Here is an 18,872-nt window from a genome sequence, read left to right as displayed (position 1 = left end):
GTCGAACCGCCGCACCCCGCGGCCCGAGTACAGGAGTTCCCCCGTGTCTCACCCGGTCTCGCCCCCAGAAGCCGAAACGGAGCGCTTCTGGAAGGAGTTCGCCGCCGGCCACTGGGAGCAGCGGCCGCTCTCCCTGCCCGACGCCCCCCTCCGGCTCGACGTCGACGGCGCGGAACTGCTGCGCGCCCTGGCGCTCGCGGCCGACAAGAACAACCGGCCCAAGGGCTCGGCCCTGCCGAGGGTCGTGGTCACGGTGGACGGCCGGACCCAGCCCATCGACACCCGGCCCTTCCTGCCGCTGCCCGGCGACGACACCCTGGACGCGTACACGGCCCGCGTCGACGAGCTGATGCGCGACCACGAATGGGCCGTCGCCGTCTCCGGACTGCACGCCGTCGACGCACCCCTGTGGGACCGGGCCAAGCGGCTGTCCGACGACGTCTACCGGGCCACCGGGACCCGGGTCGCGGGCCGCGTCGACATCGACACCTTCATCGGCCGCTACACCTCCACCAACGTCGGCGTGCACGTCGACCACGCCGGGAACTTCGGCTTCACCCTGCGCGGCCGCAAGGTCCTGCTCACCTGGCCGCCCGAGCAGGCCGAGCGGGTCCCCCAGCACACCGCCGACTACGCCTCGGCCCGCGACTTCGCCGACGTCCTGGTCGGTGAGCCCGGCGCGCTGACGTACTTCCCCTCCGAGCAGCTGCATGTGGGGGAGTCCCCCGACGCCGTCGCCGTCAACGTCAACATCGCGTTCTTCACCCGCAGCGATCCGGCGGCCCTCGTCGTCGAGGCCGTCGACGGACTGCTCGCCCGCCGCCGCGCCGACGACCCGGGCGGCCCCGCCACCGACGGCATCCCGCCCGCCGCGGCGGCCACGCTCACGGCGCTGGCGGAACTCTCCGGCGGCGAGATCGAGGACGTCGTCTGGGAACACCACATGCGCTCGGCGACCTCCGCCGGACTGGGCGTCGGCCGGCCCGCCGTACCGCCCGTCTCCGTGCCGCGTGACGCCCGGGTGCGGATCCCCGCCGGCGTCGTGGTCCACCAGCGGCTCCTCACCGACGGCCGCCGGGCCGTCGCCGCCCAGGGACACACCCTGAAGGTCGCCGACCACCCCCAGGTCGAGACCGCCGTCACCGCCCTCGCCGCCGGGGACACCCTCGACCTCGCCCGGTGGGAACGCCGGGCGGACGACACCGCCGTACCCCTGCTCCACGCCGTGCTGCTGAGGCTGCGGACCTGGGGTGCCGTCGAGATCGAGGCCGCCGCATGACGCTCGCACCGACGCCCGCGCGGCGCGGCCGGGCGGCGACGCTCCTCGTGCTGACCGCCCTGCTCATCAGCACGGTGGGCGATGAGATCGCCCTCGTGGCCCTCGCCCTGCGCGGCGCCGACCAGTCGGGGCTGACCTCCGTCGTGTCGGCCCAGATGCTCGCCGGACTGCTGCCCGGCATCCTCCTGGGCGGCCCCATCGGACGGATCGTCGACCGCCACCGCGCGGACGCGGTCCTCGGCGTGACGCTGGCCCTGGAGTGCCTGGTCGCGGCGGCCGCCGCCGCGGTCGCGGACGGTGTCGTGCTGCTCGTCGCCACGATGCTGCTCCTCGGCGCGCTGGGCGCCGTGGCCCAGACCTGCGTGATGGCCCTCGTACCGCAGCTGTTCCCGGAATCCGGCGTCCAGCTGCGGGTGAACGGCGTCATGGAGTCGATGCGGAACGCCGGATACGTCGTCGGCCCCCTGGCCGCGGGCCTGCTGTCGGCCCACGGCGGCACCGGGCTCGCGCTCGCCGCCGACGCGGGCACCTTCGCGGTCGCGCTCCCGGCGGTACCGGTGATCAGCCTGTGGCTCGCCAGGGCGGCCGGGCCGGTCAGCGAGACGGCGGGGGCTGACGACGACGTGGCCGCCGAGAACACGGCCACCACCGCGAAGACCGAAGGCGGCCTGCGCACCGGCCTGGCGCTGCTCTGGGCCGGGGCCCAGCGGCGGACCACGCTCACCACCATCGTCGTCACCGTCGCGGCGACCTCCGGCATCAACGTCCTGCTGCCCTTCTTCACCGAGGACGTGCCCGGCGGCAGGGCCACCTACGGTCTCGTCCTCGCCGTCTGGAGCGTCGGCCTCGTACTGGGCCCGTTCGCCCTGCGCGGCCGGCTCGCCCGGCGGCCCACCGCGACGACCGCCGTCCTGGCCACGACGGTCATCGGGCTCGCCTACCTGGTGGTCGGCGCCCGCCCGCTCGTACCGCTGATGCTGACGGCCTGTCTGTTCGGCGGCATGGCCAACGCCGTCCAGAACGTGGCGCTGCGGACGTACGTCATGTCCGACTGCCCGCCCGACGTACGGGGCCGGGTCGGTGCCGCGTACGGGGCGACCCTGCAGAGCTCGGTCGCCGTCGGGTTCGCGCTGGCCGGACTCGTGCCCGCCGACTGGGCTCGCTGGGGCATCGTCGCGGGCGGCGCGGTGGGCTTCGCGGCGGGCACGGTCGGCTGGTCGCGGGGCCGGGCGCGCTCGCTCACGCCGATGCCGGACGAGGACGTGCCCCTGATCCCCGGACAGGTAGCGGCAGGAGGCCGGTCATGAGCCTGCGGCACACCGAGGTCGACCCGGTGATCCCCCGGTACTGCGCCCAGACCGGCGCCGCACTGCCCCTCGCCTGGGAGTTCGCCTGGTCGGAACGGTCCGGGGCCGCCCCGGTCAGACTCACCCCGCCGCCCCCGCCCCGCGAGGTGGACCGCGCGACCTGGCCCCGTCGGCTGGACCCCGGCGCACGGATCGGGGTGCCGCCGGGGGTACGCCTGGACCACACCCCTGTCCCGTTCCTGAACGACCCGCCGCACGACTCGCCGCACGACTTCCGGCATGACTTGCCGCACGACGGCGGGCCCGTCGCGGTGCTGTTCGGCACGGATCCGGCCGCCTTCGTCGAAGTACCCGAGGCCGTCGGCGCGCTGCTGCCGTCCGGCCCCTCGGTGGCCGACGTCCGCCGGGCGTGGGGGCGGGAAACGGGCGCAGTCGACCACGCCCTCGTGGGCCTGCTCCGCTTCGGCCTGCTGAGCGGCGGACCGGCGCCCCTGGACCGGCCCGAGCAGCGGCACGCGCGCGTGCCGGTCCAGGAGGCGTGGGTACGGGCGACCGAACCGGAATCCGGGGTGCACGTCCTCGCCCACACCCCGACCGGCGCCTTCCTCAGGGTCGGTACCGCCGCCCTCGGGCTGTGGCGGCAGGCCGGGGAGCGGCACGGAGTCCGGTACGACCGGCTGCCCGGGAAGCTGCACCCGGTGGCGGACCGGATGCTGTCGGCCGGGATGCTCCGGGCCGTACGGGACTGAGAGAGCTGTCGAGGAGAGAGGACGAGCCATGCACGATCGGCCCGGCGAGGCGCTGGACGCCCTCGCACGCCCCGGCATGGGAACCGAGAACGCCGGTCCCGCGCTGCGTGTGCTGGCCAGGATGCTCAGACCGCGCACCGTGGTGGAGGTGGGCGCCGGTTCCTCGACACTGCACCTGCTCCTCGGGCTCGCCGACGCCCGCGCGGAGGCCGCCGAGGACGCCCGGATCGTGCGCGGCGCGACGACGGCCGCCGAACGGGCCTCGGTCCTGCACCCGCGGTCCGCCCTCGACGCCTATGAGCCGAGGCTCCTGGTCGTCGACGACCTCTCCGTGGCCGGCACCTCCGCGCACCAGGTGTGGGAGGCGGCCCGCGAGCTGGGCCTCGACGACATGATCACCTTTATCGAGCGGGACTTCTTCGACCTGACCGGCCAGGAGCTCGACGCCTGGGGGCCGTTGGACCTGGTCTGGCTCGACGCCGGTACCCAGGCCGACGACGCCGGGTTCCTCACCTCGCTGTGGCCGCGGGTGCCGGCCGGTGGCACGGTCGTGCTCCACGAGCCGTATCTGGCCACCACGGTGGAGACGTACGGCGGACCGGGCGAGACGTACGGCGGACCGCGCGGCGGGCGGGTGGCGTGCCAGGTCGTGCCCACCCCGCTGCTCCAGGAACTGCGCCGCCAGGCGGCCGCCCCCGACGCCGGGTTCGACGTCCTCGCCCTCGCCGAACCCCACAAGCACCGCCAGACCGGCCTGCTGCTGTTGCGCAAGCACGGCACGGACGAGCGCGACCGGGGGGTGCCGTTCGCCGAGGAACTGGAGGCACTGGGCGAGGACGGGTCCGCGCGGGCGCCCCTCTTGGCCGCGCGCCCGGCACGACCAGCGGCGGACCCGACGGCGATCCTCGCGGCACTGGCCGACGACACCCGGCGTGCCGTGCACAGCGCGCTGGTCCTGCGGCCCGACACCGTCCCGGGCATCGCGGAACGCCTGGACCTCGCTCCCCACGCCTGCGCGACCGCCCTTACTGAGCTCGCGCACGCGGGCCTGGTCGCGTGCGGCGCGGAGAACCGCTGGTCGGCGGTGGACGACGTCTGGCGCCGGCTGGCACAGCCGCCCGGGGAACTCAGGGAGCCCAGGGAAGAAACTCTGGCCCGTACGGGCTGAAGCACCACAGGAGACCCTCCCGAGACCCCTCCTCACCTGCTGCTCCGGTCTGATCGCTCACGGCGAACAGCGCCGGGGGAACATTCGAGGGCTCACGTGCATTGAGTCGGCATAGCTCAACTTGAATGCCGAAGGGGAGATCATGGCTTCGACGTCCACATCGCTCACTCTGCCTGTGCTGCCGCTCGACGACGAGGTCGTGCTGCCCGGGATGGTGGTTCCGCTCGACCTGAACGACCCCGACGTACGCGCCGCGGTCGAGGCCGCGCAGGCCGCTGCCCGCTCGGAGCCGGGGAAGCCCAGGGTCCTGCTGGTGCCGCGGATCGACGGCGCCTACCCGAGCACCGGTGTCCTCGGCACCGTCGAGCAGGTCGGCCGGCTGGCCGACGGTGATCCGGGCGCGCTGATCCGCGCTCGCGGCCGGGTGCGCATCGGCGCCGGGACCACGGGGCCGGGTGCCGCGCTGTGGGTCGAGGGCATCCGGATCGACGAGACCGTGCCCGAGCCGCTGCCGGGCCACCTCGTCGAACTGGTCAAGGAGTACAAGGCCCTCGCCACCGCATGGCTGCGCAAGCGCGGCGCCTGGCAGGTCGTGGACCGGGTCCAGGCCATCGACGGTGTCTCCGCGCTCGCCGACAACTCCGGCTACTCGCCGTTCCTGACCACCGAGCAGAAGATCGAGCTCCTGGAGACCACCGACCCGGTGGCCCGGCTGAAGCTCGCCACCCAGCAGCTCCGCGACCACCTCGCCGAGCAGGACGTCGCCGAGACCATCGCCAAGGACGTCCAGGAAGGCGTCGACAAGCAGCAGCGCGAGTTCCTGCTGCGCCGCCAGCTGGAGGCCGTACGCAAGGAACTGCGTGAACTCAACGGCGACTCCAAGGACGCGGCCGAGGAGTCCGACGACTACCGCGCGCGCGTGGAGGCCGCCGACCTCCCGGAGAAGGTCCGCGAGGCGGCCCTCAAGGAGGTCGACAAGCTGGAGCGGTCCAGCGACCAGTCGCCCGAGGGATCGTGGATCCGGACATGGCTGGACACGGTGCTCGAACTGCCGTGGAACGAGCGGACCGAGGACGCGTACGACATCCAGGGCGCGAAGTCGATCCTGGACGCCGAGCACGCGGGCCTGGAGGACGTGAAGGAGCGGATCACCGAGTACCTGGCGGTGCGCAAGCGGCGCAGTGAGCGGGGGCTGGGGGTCGTCGGCGGCCGGCGCGGCGGTGCCGTACTGGCCCTGGTCGGTCCGCCCGGCGTCGGCAAGACCTCGCTCGGCGAGTCCGTCGCGCACGCGATGGGGCGCAAGTTCGTCCGGGTCGCCCTCGGTGGTGTGCGGGACGAGGCCGAGATCCGCGGTCACCGGCGTACGTACGTCGGCGCGCTGCCCGGCCGGATCGTGCGGGCCGTCAAGGAGGCCGGGTCGATGAACCCGGTGGTCCTGCTCGACGAGATCGACAAGGTGGGGTCCGACTACCGGGGCGACCCGGCGGCGGCTCTGCTCGAGGTCCTGGACCCGGCGCAGAACCACACCTTCCGCGACCACTACCTGGAGGTCGAACTCGACCTGTCCGACGTGGTGTTCCTCGCGACGGCCAACGTCCTGGAGGCCATCCCGGAGGCCCTGCTCGACCGTATGGAGCTGGTCCGCCTCGACGGCTACACCGAGGACGAGAAGGTCGTCATCGCCCGTGACCACCTGCTCCCGCGCCAGCTGGAGCGGGCCGGACTCCAGGCGGACGAGGTGACGCTGGAGGAGAGCGCCCTGCGCAAGCTCGCCGGCGAGTACACCCGCGAGGCGGGCGTCCGCACCCTGGAGCGCTCGATCGCGCGGCTGCTGCGCAAGGTCGCCGCCCAGCACGAACTGGGCGAGCGGAAGCTGCCGTTCACGGTGACGGACGCGGAGCTGCGCGACCTGATCGGCCGCCCGCACCACGTGCCGGAGTCGGCACAGGACCCGGCCGAGCGCCGCACGGCGGTGCCGGGCGTGGCGACGGGCCTGGCGGTGACGGGCGCGGGTGGTGACGTGCTGTACGTCGAGGCGTCGCTCGCTGACCCGGAGACGGGCGCGGCGGGTCTGACTCTGACCGGCCAGCTGGGTGACGTGATGAAGGAGAGCGCGCAGATCGCGTTGAGCTTCCTCCGCTCGCACGGTGCTGAACTGGAGCTGCCGGTCGGCGACTTGAAGGACCGGGGCGTGCACATCCACTTCCCGGCGGGCGCGGTCCCGAAGGACGGCCCGAGCGCGGGCATCACGATGACGACGGCACTGGCGTCGCTGCTGAGCGGCCGGCTGGTCCGCACCGACGTGGCGATGACGGGTGAGGTCTCGCTGACGGGCCGGGTGCTGCCCATCGGCGGCGTGAAGCAGAAGCTGCTCGCGGCGCACCGCGCGGGCGTCACCACCGTCATCATCCCGAAGCGCAACGAGGCCGACCTGGACGACGTCCCGGCGGAGGTGCTGGACAAGCTCGACGTCCACCCCGTCACCGACGTCCGCCAGGTCCTGGAGCTGGCGCTGGCCCCGGCCACGAACGGGGCGACGCCGGAGGTTCCGGTGGCGGCGTGACGGACGCCATCGGATGAGGTGAAGGCCCGGGTTCTCGTGAGGGAGGCCCGGGCCTTCGCCGTACGCGCGGAGGGGCGGGGTTCAGCCGTTGGCGAGGGCCCCGTTGCTGCATCTTCTGGGGGATAACCCCCAGACCCTCAGCCGGGGGCGGCGTTGCACTAGCCGTTGGCCAAGGCCTGCACCCGGTCCAGCGCCCCGTTGCTGCATCTTCTGGGGGATAACCCCCAGACCCCCAGCCGGGGGCGGCGTTGCACTAGCCGTTGGCCAAGGCCTGCACCCGGTCGAGGGCCCCGTTGCTGCATCTTCTGGGGGATAACCCCCAGACCCCCAGCCGGGGGCGGCGCTGCACTAGCCGTTGGCCAAGGCCTGCACCCGGTCCAGCGCCCCGTTGAACTTGTTGTGGTCACCGACGGTCGGCCCGGAGGAGGTGTACTGCCACATGGTGTAGTACGTCCATCCGGCGGGCAGCGTCCCCACGGTCGACGCGTACCGCGCGATCCACAGCGGATTGGCGGTGGCGAAGCCGCCGTAGTTCCCCGTGCACTCGGTCCACCAGCTGGTGGCGGTGTAGATGACGGCGTCGCGCCCGGTGCGGGCCTTGTACCGGTTCAGGAAGTCACGGATCCAGGTCACCATCGCGCTCTGCGTCTTGCCGTAGCAGGAGGCGCCGTACGGGTTCCACTCGATGTCGAGCGCGCCGGGCAGCGTCTTCCCGTCCTGGGACCAGCCGCCGCCGTGGTCGACGAAGTAGTCGGCCTGGGTGGCGCCGCCGGTCGTGTCGGGGGTGGCGAAGTGGTAGGAGCCGCGGATCATGCCGACGTTGTAGGAGCCGTTGTACTGCTGGGCGAAGTACGGGTTCGTGTAGTACGTCCCCTCGGTCGCCTTCACGTAGGCCCACTTCACCCCGCTGCTCCAGAGGGTGGACCAGGCGACGTTGCCCTGGTGGGAGGAGACGTCGACGCCCTCCGTCTGGGCGGCGCGGGTGTCGCGCGGGAGGCCGTTCTGGCCGTCGTGGGCGAGGACGCCGATGCCCATGTAGGCGGAGCCGCGGGTGGGGGTGTCGGCGGCGGACGCCGGGGTGGCGAGGACGAGGGCGACGGCGCCGATCAGCAGGCCGGCGAGGGAGAGGCGTACCGATCCGGGTCTGTGCACGGGCATGCGTGCCTCCGAATACAGGTGGGATGAGGTGAGGTGGGTGGGACGGGGGTGGGAATGGCAGTGCGGGACTGGCGTGGGCATGCCAGTAATTGCCTTGGTAAGGAAGCTACGTACGTCGGTCAGCGGGTGGGAAGAGGGCCCGGAGGCTGCCGTTGGTCTTGACCTGCGAAATACTGGCCGAGCTGCGACGATGACGGCTTTTGGCGGAAACTTTCACAACCCGGAAAACCGAGGCAGGGACTGACGTGCGCGAAGACGGAAGTGGTGCTGTGGACCAGCCCGAGTTCCTCGCCCTGGAACGCGAGTTGACCGTGCTGCTGCGGCGCGCGCGGGCCAACCAGGGGGAGATGGCGCGCGAGGTCCATCCCGACCTGGAGTCCTCGGCGTACGGGCTGCTCGTGCGGCTCGACGAGTGCGGTCAGCAGCGCGCCACGGAGCTGGCCGCCTACATCGGCGTCGGCAAGGCGACCATGTCCCGCCAGCTGCGCGCCCTGGAAGAACTCGGCCTCGTCACCCGCGCACCCGATCCCGCCGACGGCCGCGCCTGGCTCGTCGAGCTGACCGAGGAGGGGCGGTCACGGGTGGGGCGGGTGCGGAACGCCCGGCGGGCCCGGTACGCGGGGCGGCTGGCGGACTGGAATCCGGCGGAGGTGTCGGAACTGGCGCGGTTGTTGCACCAGTTGAACCTGGGGATGGAGAAATAAGGTCCCGGGACCTGGTACATCGCACCTCATGAGGGGAATCGGGGTGATACGAGTGTGGAGGGATCCACGGTGGCCCGTTCACCGGCCCCGGCATTCAGGCTTCGACCTCGGGGGAGGTGCGGTGTGGTGGAGCGGTTCGACGTGTTCTTCTCCTATGCGCACGGGGACGGGCAGTGGCCCGTCGCGCTCGCGGAGAATCTTCAGCGGCTGGAACTGGACGTCTGGCTCGACGCCTGGGAGATGGCCGCCGGGCAGCGGGTGGCCGCGCGGTTGCAGGACGGTCTGACCCGGGCCGATGCCGTGGTCGCCGTGGTCACTCCCCGCTGGATCGCCTCCGAGTGGTGCGGCGAGGAGTTCGCGGCGGCCATCACGGCCTCGGCGGACGGCCGCCAGCGGCTGATCCCGGTGCTGTGGGGCGACGTGGCGACGGTGCCGCCCTTCATCGCCTCCCGCCTGTACGTCGACTTCCGTACGGTGGCGGCGCCGGGGGAGTACGAGGCTAAGGTGCGGCAACTGGCCCGTGCCGTACGGGGATTGCCGCCCGGGGAACGGCCGAGGGCCTCGGGCGTGGTGGTTCCGCCGGAGGGCCTGCGCTACCGGCCGGACGGGCCCCTCCACGCCGAGTTACGGATCGGGACGGACGCGGTGGTGTTCTCCACCGGGGGCGCCGAGGTCACGGAGGACGGGCCCGACCCGGCGGCCCGGCAGCTGGACGAGCGGCTCCGCGAACTGCGCCGCGCACGGCAGCGGGTGCGCGGCGACCGCGTGACCCGGACCGCACCCGTGACGGACGGTCCGGCCCTCTCGGGCGGTGTGAACGGCGCCTTGGCCGCCGTCGGCCGGACCCTGGGCGAGTGGGCCGTGAACGGCGAGGTGGGGGCCGCGCTGCGCCGCGAGGCCGCCCTCGCCCGTGACTGCAACGCCCCGCTGCGGATCGGGCTCCAGGTGGATGCCGAGCAGTGGCGGGACCTGCCCTGGGAGAGCCTGGTGGTGCCGGGCGCGCCGAGCCCGCTGGTGCTGTCCGAGAACGTCGACCTGTACCGCAGGGTGCGCCGGGACACCCCGCCCGTCGCGATGTCGATCCCGGGCCCTTTGCGGATTCTCGCCGTCGTCGCGAGCCCGGAGGCGGGTGAGGGCGAACTGCTCGACTACGAGTGGGAGTTGGCCCAGATCCTGGACGCGGTGGGCTCGGCACGGACCCGGCAGGGCGCGTACGTCCGCGTACTGAACTGGGGCAGCGTCGCCGAGATCAGGGCCGCGCTGGAGGAGGAGCGCTTCCACGTACTGCATCTGTCGTGCCACGCCGGCCCGGGTGTGCTGTACCTGGAGAAGGACGACGGCGGTGTGGACCGGGTCGACGCACAGCGGTTCATGGACGAGGTGCTGCCCCCGGGCCGCGGGGTGCCGCTGGTGGTCCTGGCCGGCTGTTCGACGGCACTGGCGCCGGAGGCCGACGACGCCTCCGAGGCCCGTACGGGGATGGCGCGCGAGCTTCTGGGCCGCGGGGTTCCGAGCGTGCTGGCCATGACCGAGGCGGTCACCGACCGCTACGCCACCGAGCTGGCCGCCCAGGTGTACGAGGAGCTGGCACGGGCCGAGCACGCCGTACCGCTGACCGCGCTGTCCCGGGCGCGACGGCGACTGGAGGCCGTACGGCAGCAGCTGCCGGCCGGTGATCCGTGGGCCGCCTGGCCGGAGTGGGCCACGCCCTCACTCTTCCTCGCGGGGCCGCCGCTGCCGCTGTTCGACGCCGGGCAAGGGGTGGAGCAGGTGCGACCGGCGCCGGAACGGGTGCTGGAGGAAGGGATGGTGGTGCGCAAGGTCGGCGAGTTCGTGGGCCGCCGTGCCGAACTGCGGCGCCTGCTGGCCGCGTTGCGCGACTCCCGCCAGGCCGGTGTGCTCATCCATGGCATCGGCGGGGTCGGCAAGTCGACCCTCACGGCCGAACTGCTGCACCACCTGGGCTCCGAGGCGGGGCTGGTGGTCCCGGTCCCGGCCGCCACCGCTCCCACGGTGGACTCGGTTCTGGAGACCCTGCGGAAACGGCTCCTCGTGCACTGCGTGTCCGCCGGGCTGCCCGAGGACGATCCGCTGCGCCGGGTCGCGGCCATGCTCGTCGACGCCTCGCCGCCGTGGCGGGACCGCTGGGAGGTGATCCAGCAGGTCGTCCTGCCGAGGCTGCCTCTGCTCCTGGTCCTGGACAACGCCGAGGACCTGCTGACCGACTCCGCCTCCGACGGCGGGGGGCGGCAGCTGTCCGACCCCGAACTGGCCGCGTTCCTGGCCTCGTTGGCGGGCGCAGCGCCTCGCTCACGGCTGCTGATCACCAGCCGCCATCCGTTCGGGTTGCCGCAGCGGATGCACCGACGGCTGACCGCACATCACCTCGGCCCGCTGTCGCTCGCCGAGACCCGCAAGCTGATCTGGCGGCTGCCGGGGCTCGATGCCCTGGGGGCGGCGGAGTTGCAGCGGGCGTACACCGATGTCGGAGGGCATCCACGGGCGTTGGAGTACCTGGACGCGCTGCTGCGGGGTGGTGAGGCGCGGTTCCCCGACATCGCCGATCGGATGGAGGAGGCGCTGGAGCGGCGGGGGGTGCGGGATCCGGAGCGGTGGCTGGCGGGGGTCGAGGGGGACCTGGACAAGGCGCTCGCCGAGACGGTCACGCTGGCCGTGGACGACGTACTGCTCGATACGTTGCTGGGGCGGTTGGAGGGGGTGGCGGGGGCGCGGCGGTTGCTGGACGGGCTGGCGGTGTATCGGCGGCCGGTGGATCGGACCGGGGCCGCGTGGCTGTTGTCGGATCTGATCGGGTCGCCGGAGCGTGATCCGGTGATGATGGAGCGGATGGGGAGGGTGAACCAGCAGATCGAGGACGCGAAGGCGGCGGGAGTAGGGCCCGAGGACGGCTGGGGTCTGCCTCCCGAGCTCGTCGAACAGTTCCTGCGGGACTGCGCTGAGTACGCCGCGCCGCCGGTCGAGCTGGACGGCGAGGCTGAGGACGCCCTGCGGCTCCTGCTCGAACTGGGGCTGGTCGCCCCGGCGCCGCTGCCGCAGGACGAGGCGGGCAGTCGGCCCAGCGGCCTCCTGGTGCACCGATGGACCGCCGACGCCATCGAGCACCGCAATACCCCTGAGACGCTCAAGGCGGCTCATCTCAGGGCTGCCGCCTATTGGCGGTGGCGGTTCGATGTGCGGATGCACCATGACGTCGCCGGCATCGTGGAGCTCATTGAAGCCGCCCGCCATCATCGACAGGCCGGCGACCTCGGCCACGCGTTCGTGGCGACACGCCGAGCCGCCGAGCAACTGCACGTCTGGGGTGCGTGGGACTGGGAACAGCGGCTGCTGGAGGAGAGCCTCACCTGGTGTCCGGTCGGCACCGCGGCCGAGTCCCGGCTCCGGCACCTGCTGGCGCTTGTCGCCATCAGCCGAGGAGAGTACGTGCAGGCCGAACAGGGCCTCCGCCGGTCGCTTGCCATCAACGAGGAACTCGGCCTCCGAGACAGTGTCGCCATCATCCATCACGAACTCGGAACGGTGGCACAGGAGTTGGGCCGGCACGCCGAGGCCGAAGAGTATTTTCGCAGGTCGCTCGCCATCAGTGAGGAACTAGGTCTCCGCGTCGGCGTCGCCGCCGACTATCACCATCTCGGGGTGCTCGCGCAGCGTCGGCAGGAATACGCCGAGGCCGAACAGTATTTCCGCAAGTCACTCGCCATCAGCGAGGAAGACGGCTCCCTGACCGGCATGGCCGCCAGCTATCACCATCTCGGAGTGATCGCGGAGGAGCGGGGGCAGCTCGCCGAGGCCGAGCAGCACCATCGCAATTCACTCGCCATCGAGGAGCGACTCGGCAATCCGGCCGGCGCCGCCGCCAGCTTCCACCAGATCGGCACCATGGCGGAGAGGCAGGGGAAGTTCGCCGAGGCCGAGGAGTACTACCGCGGCTCGCTCGACATCAGCGAAGCAATCGGCGACCGAGCCAACTTCGCCACCACCACCAGTCAGCTCGGTGCCCTGCTGACCAAGCAGAACCAGCCCGCGCAAGGCGTCCCCCGCAATGCCCAAGCCCTCATTCTGCGCGCGGACATGGGGATCGACTTCGCCGCGGACATCTACTGGCTCAGCCGACAGCGCGCCATGCTGGGAGACGGCCTCTTCGAGCGCGTACTCCTGACCCACCTGCCCGATGCCTACGCGGCACAGATCTTGACGGCCACGGCTCCGAGAACGAAGACCGAGGAACCGTAACCGTCACAACTCCACAAACACCACCGACGCATCGTCATGCGTCTTACTCCGCCCCAAAAACACCCGCCCCTCCGCATCCCCCGCCTCCAACTCCCGCACCCGCTCGACCAGCGCCCCCGCCCCCTCCTTCCGCACAAACGTGAAGCAGTCCCCCCAACCCCCTTCCCGGAACTTCTCCACCCACCGACTCGCCCCGTCCGTCAGCGCGACCACCGCCCGCACGGCCCCCCTGTCGAAGACGCCCGTCACCGCACGCCCCGCCACCGCGGGATCCGCCGCGGCCGTGAAGAACCCGCCCTCCTTGTTCCGGACCGTCGAGTCCACGATCGCGTCCGTCGCCAGCGAGGCCCGCGGCAGCCGGGACAGCCGGTCGTCCAGAACCGCCGTCACCACGCCACCCCCCGACTCCACCAGCAACACGGAGTCGGAGAGCACCAGGTACTCCACAGCCGCCTTCGAACCCCCCTGCGAACTCCCCGGCGAACCCCCCTCCGACCACCGCACCACAACCACCGTCGCCTGCGGTGTTCGTGGGTGAGAAAGGTCACAGGAGTGTGAATGGGCCTCGGAGGTACGCGTGATGGCGAGGGCAAGGATCGAGGCCAGCGGAACATCCGGGCAGGAAACGGCCAGTTCGGTCAGTGCCCCGCCCAGGCGGGCGGTGAACCAGGGGACGGAATGCAGACAGCCCGTCTCGCCCGCCGGCGGTGTGACGCCGTCCAGGAGCACCGCCACCCCGCCCTGTCCTGAGGCCGGAAGGGCGACGGCCGCGAAGTCCTCGTTGGGGCGGGCCCGGTCGCCGGGCTCGGAGACAAGTTCGGTACGCATTCGGCCAGTCTGCACGAGCCCTTCACAGGGTTCACGAAAGACTGACATCGGTTGCCGGATTGACCCACTCACGCAGGTCAGGCGTCTGGTTTGGGGTGGAATCGTTCAGTCCGGGGAGGCGTGGCGGCGGATGATGCCATCGGTTGCCGCCGACGTCCAACCGGCCTGCCGCACAAGGCCCCTGACCGTGCCACGGGAACTTGCTCGCCAACTCCCCTCCGGGGTTCACTCCTTCGGGTGGCGGGTCGGGTGATGCGCGCCCGCTGCCCAGCGGCACTGGGAGGGTCGGGAAACGTACCCGGTGTGTGACTCCAGTTGACGGAGCGTCACCCGGGCCCATGGGTACACGAGTCAGGAATGCGAGCACCGGTGCAGAAGACGCGGCCTCGTCGTACGAGCAAGCAGACGGCCCCCGCCGATCCCGCCACCACCGGCGGCGCCGGGCAAGGGGAAGTCGGCAAAGGCCGCCCCACCCACGTACGCAACCGGCTCATCGTCGCCGCCGCCGTCGTGGCCGCCGCCATCGCCGGAGCCGGTACGCCCTCCGTCCTCGCCGCCTCCGGGCAGCTGAGCGACTCCCAGGACCTGGTGACCCTCGCCGAGCAGACCCAGGACGCGCTCGCCCTCGCGCACTCGCTCGCCGACGAGCGGGACGAGGTCACCGTGTACGTCGCCGCGGGGCGCGCCAAGTCCAAGGCGCCCACCGAGCAGCGCAGCGCCCGCGTCGACCGGCAGGTCGAGGAACTGCGCGCCGAGACGGACCCGGACATCGCCGACCAGGCCGACCTCCGCACCGACCTCGACGGCATCGCCGCCCTGCGCCGCGCCGCGCTCACCGGCAAGAGCGGCGCCCTCGAAGTCCATCAGTCCTACTCCGCGGCCATCAACGAACTGCACCGCCTCGCCGAGCGGCTGGCCGAGCAGATGCCGCCCAGCGCCGGCTCCGGCGCCTACGCCCTCGCCGAGCTGGACTCCGCCGTCCAGCAGGCCGCCGCCGCCCGCGGACTGCTCCTCGCCGCCCTCGACGTGCCCCGCACCACCCAGACGGTCACCGACCCGATCACCGGGCTCACCTCCACCGTCGAGACCACCTCCAAGGCCGACGCCCGGCAGCGCGACGCCCTCACCGCCGCCGCCCAGCAGGCCCGGCTGCGCTCCGACGCCGCCCTCGCCGACTTCCACGACACGGCCCCCGAGGCCGCGAAGAACAGCTACGACTCCACGGTCACCGGCCCGGAGGTCAACTCCGCCGAGAAGTACCTCGCCGCCCTCACCGACCAGCCCACCCTCTCCGACGGCGAACTCGGCACCAGCGCCAAGAAGGCCGACGCCGCCCTCTCCGCCCGGGTCGACCTGATGCGCGGCGTGGAGTCCGCCCTCTACAGCCAGCGCACCAAGGACCTCGCCCAGCTCCGCGACGACGACGTCACCGCGCTGGAGCTGCGCATCGCGATCCTCGGCGCCCTCATGCTGCTCGCCGTCGGCATCGCCACCGCCATGGCCCGCACCCTCACCCGCCCCCTCGCGGTCCTGCGCCTCGGCTCCGCCCGGCTCGCACAGGCCGAGGACCCGGGAACCGAGGAACCCGTCAAGTTCACCGGCCGCAACGACGAGTTCGCCCAGGTCGTCCGCTCCGTCAACGCCCTGCACGGGCATGTCGTCGCCGTCCAGGGCCGTATCACCACCCTGGAGGCCGACCGCAAGCACCTGGTCGCGCAGCGCCAGAAGATGGCCGACGCCCGCGAGGAGCTCCGCACCGAACTCGCCGACTCCGCCGCCCAGTTGGGCCGCCTTCGGGACAGCATCGGCGGCACCTTCGTCAACCTCGCCCTGCGCACCCTCGGCCTGGTGGAACGCCAACTCGCCGTCATCGAGGCCCTGGAGGAGCGCGAGCAGGACCCCGACCGCCTCGCCACCCTCTTCAAGCTCGACCACTTCGCCACGGTCATGCGCCGCCACAGCGAGAACCTCCTCGTCCTCGCCGGCACCGAACACGTCCAGCAGCACGCGGGCCCGGTCCCGCTCGTGGACGTCGTACGGGCCGCGGTGAGCGAGATCGAGCGGTACGAGCGGGTCCGTATCGCCGCGCTGCCCCCGCATGCCCACGTGGCCGGCTTCGCCGCCGACGACCTTTCCCACCTCCTCGCCGAGCTGATGGAGAACGCCACCTCCTTCTCTCCGCCGGACATGCCCGTCGAGGTCTCCGGCTGGCTGCTGGAGAGCGGCGAGGTCATGCTCTCCGTCCATGACGAGGGCATCGGCATGACGGACGAGCGCCTGACCCGCCTCAACTCCCGCCTCGCCGAGTTCGACCCGGACTCGCCGTACGACCAGGAGGGCGAGGAGGGCCTCGGCCTCGGCCTGTACGTCGTCGCCCGCCTCGCCCACCGCCACGGCGTCCGCGTCCAGCTCCGCGAGCAGAAGCAGGGCGGCATCGCGGCGGTGGTCGTCCTGCCGAAGGGCCTCCTGGCCCCGGCCCCGACGGCAGCGGTCCCGTCCGCCTCGTCCTCACCCGCCGCCGGCACCACCCCCACCTTCTCCCTCCCGGGCGCCGACGCCGAGGCCAACTCCAACGTCCTGCCGGGCACCCGCACCGCCACCGGGGACGCCTTGGTGGCCCTGGCCGAACAGGCGGTACGGAGGCGGGAGACGGCGGGCGAGGAAAGCCCGGCCGAGACGACGATGGAGCTGCTGGCCCCGGTACCGACGGCCCCCGAGGCGGCTCCCGGTCCTACGGCCCCTGAGGCGGTCTCTGGTTCTGCGGTCCCTGGGGCGGCTCCTGGTCCTGGGGTCCCTGGGGCGGTCTCCGGTCCTGCGGCCCCCGAGGCAGCCCCCGGTCCTGCGGCCCCCGGAGCAACACCCGAACCGGTGGTCCCCGGAGCAGCACGCGAACCCGCGGTCCCCGGAGCAGCTCCCGAACCCGCGACCCCCGACACGCCCCGCGAACCCGCTGTCGCCGACGGCGAATTCGCCCCACAGGGGCCACCCGCACCCGACGACGAAAGCAGCACGGGCGGTGCGGGTGGGAACGAATCCGTCGAAGGCGAAGCCGAGACGGAACACACCCGCGCCGACGACGAGGACCAGCTCACCGCAAAGGGCCTCCCCAAGCGCACCCCCAAGATCACCGCACCCACCACCCAGGCGCCCCGCCAGCGCAGCGCGGGCGTGGACGCCGAAGCCCTCCGCCGCAGGCTCGGCGGCTTCCGCCGGGGGGCGGAGGCCGGCTACCGCGACGTAGAAGCAGAGATCGCCGAACAGACGGGGCAGACGAGGACGCCCGCACATTCCGAAGAAGCCACGGGGGGCACTCCCGAGGAGGCAAGCAGTTGACCGCGCCCAGTACCTTCGGACTGAGCAGTGAAGCCCGCAACCTGCACTGGCTGCTGACGAACCTGGTCGAGGAGGTGCCGGGCATCCAGTCAGTGGCGGTCGTCTCATCGGACGGCCTGCTCCTGCTCTCCTCCGACCCCGGCCGAAACGACGAGGCCCGCACCCGCACCCCCGAGACCAGGGGCCCGCGCGGATCGTCGGCCGACCTCGCCACCATCGTCTCCGGCATCGGCAGCCTCACCATCGGCGCCGCCAAGCTCATGGAGTACGGCGGGGTGAAGCACACGATGGTCGCGATGGACGAGGGCAGCCTGTTCGTGATGTCGATCAGCGACGGCTCGCTGCTCGGTGTGCACGGCGCCGCGGACTGCGACATGAGCGTGGTGGCGTACCACATGGCGCTCTTCGTCGGCCGCGCCGGCCACGTCCTGACCCCCGAACTCCGCAGCGAGCTACGGCAGTCACTGGAGAACGAGTCGCCGGGGAGCGCCCGATGACCGACAGGCCGAACCTCCCCGTCCGCGGCGGCGACCGCAAGCCCGCCCGCGTACGCCCCTACTCGCTCACCGGCGGCCGTACCCGCTTCGGCCACGTCCTCCTCGTGGAGACGTTCGTCGCGGCGCTCGAAGCCCCTGAGGAGCGCAAGGAACTGACGAATGGTTCCCTCAACTCCCGGGTCATGCCCGAGATGCGGGCCATCGTCGAACTCTGCCGCCGTATGCGCACGGTGGCCGAGATCGCCGCGCTGCTGAAGATGCCGCTCGGCGTGGTCCGCGTGCTCCTCAGCGACCTCGCGGACCAGGGAAAGATCCGTGTGTACGGCACCGGCACCGGTCACGGCACCGGCCGCCCGGACCGCGCTCTGCTCGAAAGGGTGCTGAGTGGACTCCGTCGTCTCTGACGCCGCCGCTTCCTACGGCGTCACCCCGCTCCTCGCCGAAGAGGGGCCCGTACAGCCCTGGCAGACGGATCGCACCCGGGCCCCGGTCGCCACGAAGTTAGTCGTGGCCGGCGGCTTCGGCGTCGGCAAGACCACCCTCGTCACCGCCGTCTCGGAGATCACGCCCCTCCAGACCGAGGCGCTGATGACCGAGGCGAGCGAGGAGACCGACGACCTCACCGCCACGCCCGGCAAGCTCACCACCACCGTGGCCATGGACTTCGGCCGCCTCACCCTCGACGACGACCTCGTCCTCTACCTCTTCGGTACGCCGGGCCAGCAGCGCTTCTGGTTCATGTGGGACGACCTGGTGCGCGGCGCGATCGGCGCGGTCGTGATGGCCGACACCCGGCGCCTGAAGGACTGCTTCCCCGCGCTCGACTACTTCGAGAGCTGCGGAATGCCGTACGTCGTCGCGGTCAACCACTTCGACGGCAGCGAGCGGTTCGAACCGGAGGACGTGCGGGAGGCGTTGACGATCCCGGCGCACATACCTGTAATGATCATGGATGCGCGCCGCCGGATCTCGGTGATCGAGACCCTCCTGTCCCTGGTCGGACACGCGCTGGACGAAACCCCCGAGTAATCC

Annotated in this window: 13 protein-coding genes; 11 read left to right on the top strand and 2 right to left on the bottom strand. The window is 72.2% G+C overall.

Annotated elements, in window-relative coordinates; genetic code table 11:
• Positions 1–43 precede the first annotated feature (43 nt).
• The 5 genes from ABZ928_RS36160 (at position 44) to lon (ending at position 7,066) form a co-directional block, all read left to right on the top strand.
• Positions 44–1,279 (top strand): hypothetical protein, encoded by a 1,236-nt coding sequence (locus ABZ928_RS36160; RefSeq protein ID WP_361528273.1) that lies wholly within the window; start codon positions 44–46, stop codon positions 1,277–1,279.
• Positions 1,276–2,586, top strand: a complete 1,311-nt coding sequence (locus ABZ928_RS36155; RefSeq protein ID WP_361528271.1) for an MFS transporter — start codon at positions 1,276–1,278, stop codon at positions 2,584–2,586. The genes ABZ928_RS36160 and ABZ928_RS36155 overlap by 4 nt, the downstream gene beginning before the upstream one ends.
• On the top strand, positions 2,583–3,335 hold the full coding sequence (locus tag ABZ928_RS36150) for a hypothetical protein (protein ID WP_361528269.1): 753 nt from the start codon (positions 2,583–2,585) through the stop codon (positions 3,333–3,335). The genes ABZ928_RS36155 and ABZ928_RS36150 overlap by 4 nt, the downstream gene beginning before the upstream one ends.
• Before the next feature lie 28 nt (positions 3,336–3,363).
• Positions 3,364–4,503, top strand: a complete 1,140-nt coding sequence (locus ABZ928_RS36145) for a class I SAM-dependent methyltransferase (protein WP_361528267.1) — start codon at positions 3,364–3,366, stop codon at positions 4,501–4,503.
• A 142-nt stretch (positions 4,504–4,645) separates the two neighbouring features.
• Positions 4,646–7,066: an endopeptidase La gene (gene lon / locus ABZ928_RS36140; RefSeq protein WP_361528265.1), complete on the top strand. Its 2,421-nt coding sequence runs from the start codon at positions 4,646–4,648 to the stop codon at positions 7,064–7,066.
• Between the two features lie 348 nt (positions 7,067–7,414).
• Here the strand turns inward: lon and ABZ928_RS36135 are convergent, their stop codons facing one another.
• Entirely contained in the window at positions 7,415–8,224 is an 810-nt protein-coding gene (locus tag ABZ928_RS36135; RefSeq protein WP_361528263.1) for a lysozyme, read from the bottom strand.
• 269 nt (positions 8,225–8,493) lie between these two features.
• Here ABZ928_RS36135 and ABZ928_RS36130 point away from each other — a divergent pair, with 269 nt between their 5' ends.
• Positions 8,494–8,928 carry a MarR family transcriptional regulator gene (locus ABZ928_RS36130; protein ID WP_361528261.1) on the top strand — a complete coding sequence of 145 codons (435 nt, stop codon included), beginning with the start codon at positions 8,494–8,496 and terminating at the stop codon, positions 8,926–8,928.
• Positions 8,929–9,054: 126 nt separating this feature from the next.
• Positions 9,055–13,182 (top strand): tetratricopeptide repeat protein, encoded by a 4,128-nt coding sequence (locus ABZ928_RS36125; RefSeq protein WP_361528259.1) that lies wholly within the window; start codon positions 9,055–9,057, stop codon positions 13,180–13,182.
• Between the two features lie 3 nt (positions 13,183–13,185).
• Here ABZ928_RS36125 and ABZ928_RS36120 read toward each other — a convergent pair whose 3' ends face one another.
• The gene (locus tag ABZ928_RS36120) at positions 13,186–14,010 is read right to left on the bottom strand and encodes a hypothetical protein (protein WP_361528257.1); all 825 of its coding nucleotides are present in this window, start codon (positions 14,008–14,010) and stop codon (positions 13,186–13,188) included.
• A gap of 369 nt (positions 14,011–14,379) precedes the next feature.
• Between ABZ928_RS36120 and ABZ928_RS36115 the strand changes: the two genes are divergently transcribed.
• The 4 genes from ABZ928_RS36115 to ABZ928_RS36100 are packed head-to-tail and all read left to right on the top strand — an operon-like array spanning position 14,380 to position 18,869.
• Positions 14,380–17,343 carry a nitrate- and nitrite sensing domain-containing protein gene (locus ABZ928_RS36115; protein WP_361528255.1) on the top strand — a complete coding sequence of 988 codons (2,964 nt, stop codon included), beginning with the start codon at positions 14,380–14,382 and terminating at the stop codon, positions 17,341–17,343.
• Positions 17,340–17,840: a roadblock/LC7 domain-containing protein gene (locus tag ABZ928_RS36110; protein ID WP_361528253.1), complete on the top strand. Its 501-nt coding sequence runs from the start codon at positions 17,340–17,342 to the stop codon at positions 17,838–17,840. The genes ABZ928_RS36115 and ABZ928_RS36110 overlap by 4 nt, the downstream gene beginning before the upstream one ends.
• Positions 17,837–18,244 (top strand): DUF742 domain-containing protein, encoded by a 408-nt coding sequence (locus ABZ928_RS36105; protein ID WP_361528251.1) that lies wholly within the window; start codon positions 17,837–17,839, stop codon positions 18,242–18,244. Before ABZ928_RS36110 ends, ABZ928_RS36105 begins: the two co-directional genes overlap by 4 nt.
• Positions 18,225–18,869, top strand: coding sequence for an ATP/GTP-binding protein (locus tag ABZ928_RS36100; RefSeq protein ID WP_361528249.1), 645 nt, complete (start codon positions 18,225–18,227; stop codon positions 18,867–18,869). Before ABZ928_RS36105 ends, ABZ928_RS36100 begins: the two co-directional genes overlap by 20 nt.
• The last annotated feature ends 3 nt before the right edge of the window (positions 18,870–18,872 follow it).

The organism is Streptomyces sp. NPDC046909, assembly GCF_040644695.1.
In the GTDB taxonomy this organism is placed as follows: Bacteria; Actinomycetota; Actinomycetes; order Streptomycetales; family Streptomycetaceae; genus Streptomyces.
This window is presented reverse-complemented; position numbering and strand designations above follow the sequence as displayed.

Excerpts from the sequence above, each read along its gene's own strand:
- lon (WP_361528265.1), top strand. The coding sequence starts at position 4,646 with ATGGCTTCGACGTCCACATCGCTCACTCTGCCTGTGCTGCCGCTCGAC.
- ABZ928_RS36135 (WP_361528263.1), bottom strand. The coding sequence starts at position 8,224 with ATGCCCGTGCACAGACCCGGATCGGTACGCCTCTCCCTCGCCGGCCTG.
- ABZ928_RS36120 (WP_361528257.1), bottom strand. The coding sequence starts at position 14,010 with ATGCGTACCGAACTTGTCTCCGAGCCCGGCGACCGGGCCCGCCCCAAC.
- ABZ928_RS36145 (WP_361528267.1), top strand. The coding sequence starts at position 3,364 with ATGCACGATCGGCCCGGCGAGGCGCTGGACGCCCTCGCACGCCCCGGC.
- ABZ928_RS36155 (WP_361528271.1), top strand. The coding sequence starts at position 1,276 with ATGACGCTCGCACCGACGCCCGCGCGGCGCGGCCGGGCGGCGACGCTC.
- ABZ928_RS36105 (WP_361528251.1), top strand. The coding sequence starts at position 17,837 with ATGACCGACAGGCCGAACCTCCCCGTCCGCGGCGGCGACCGCAAGCCC.
- ABZ928_RS36150 (WP_361528269.1), top strand. The coding sequence starts at position 2,583 with ATGAGCCTGCGGCACACCGAGGTCGACCCGGTGATCCCCCGGTACTGC.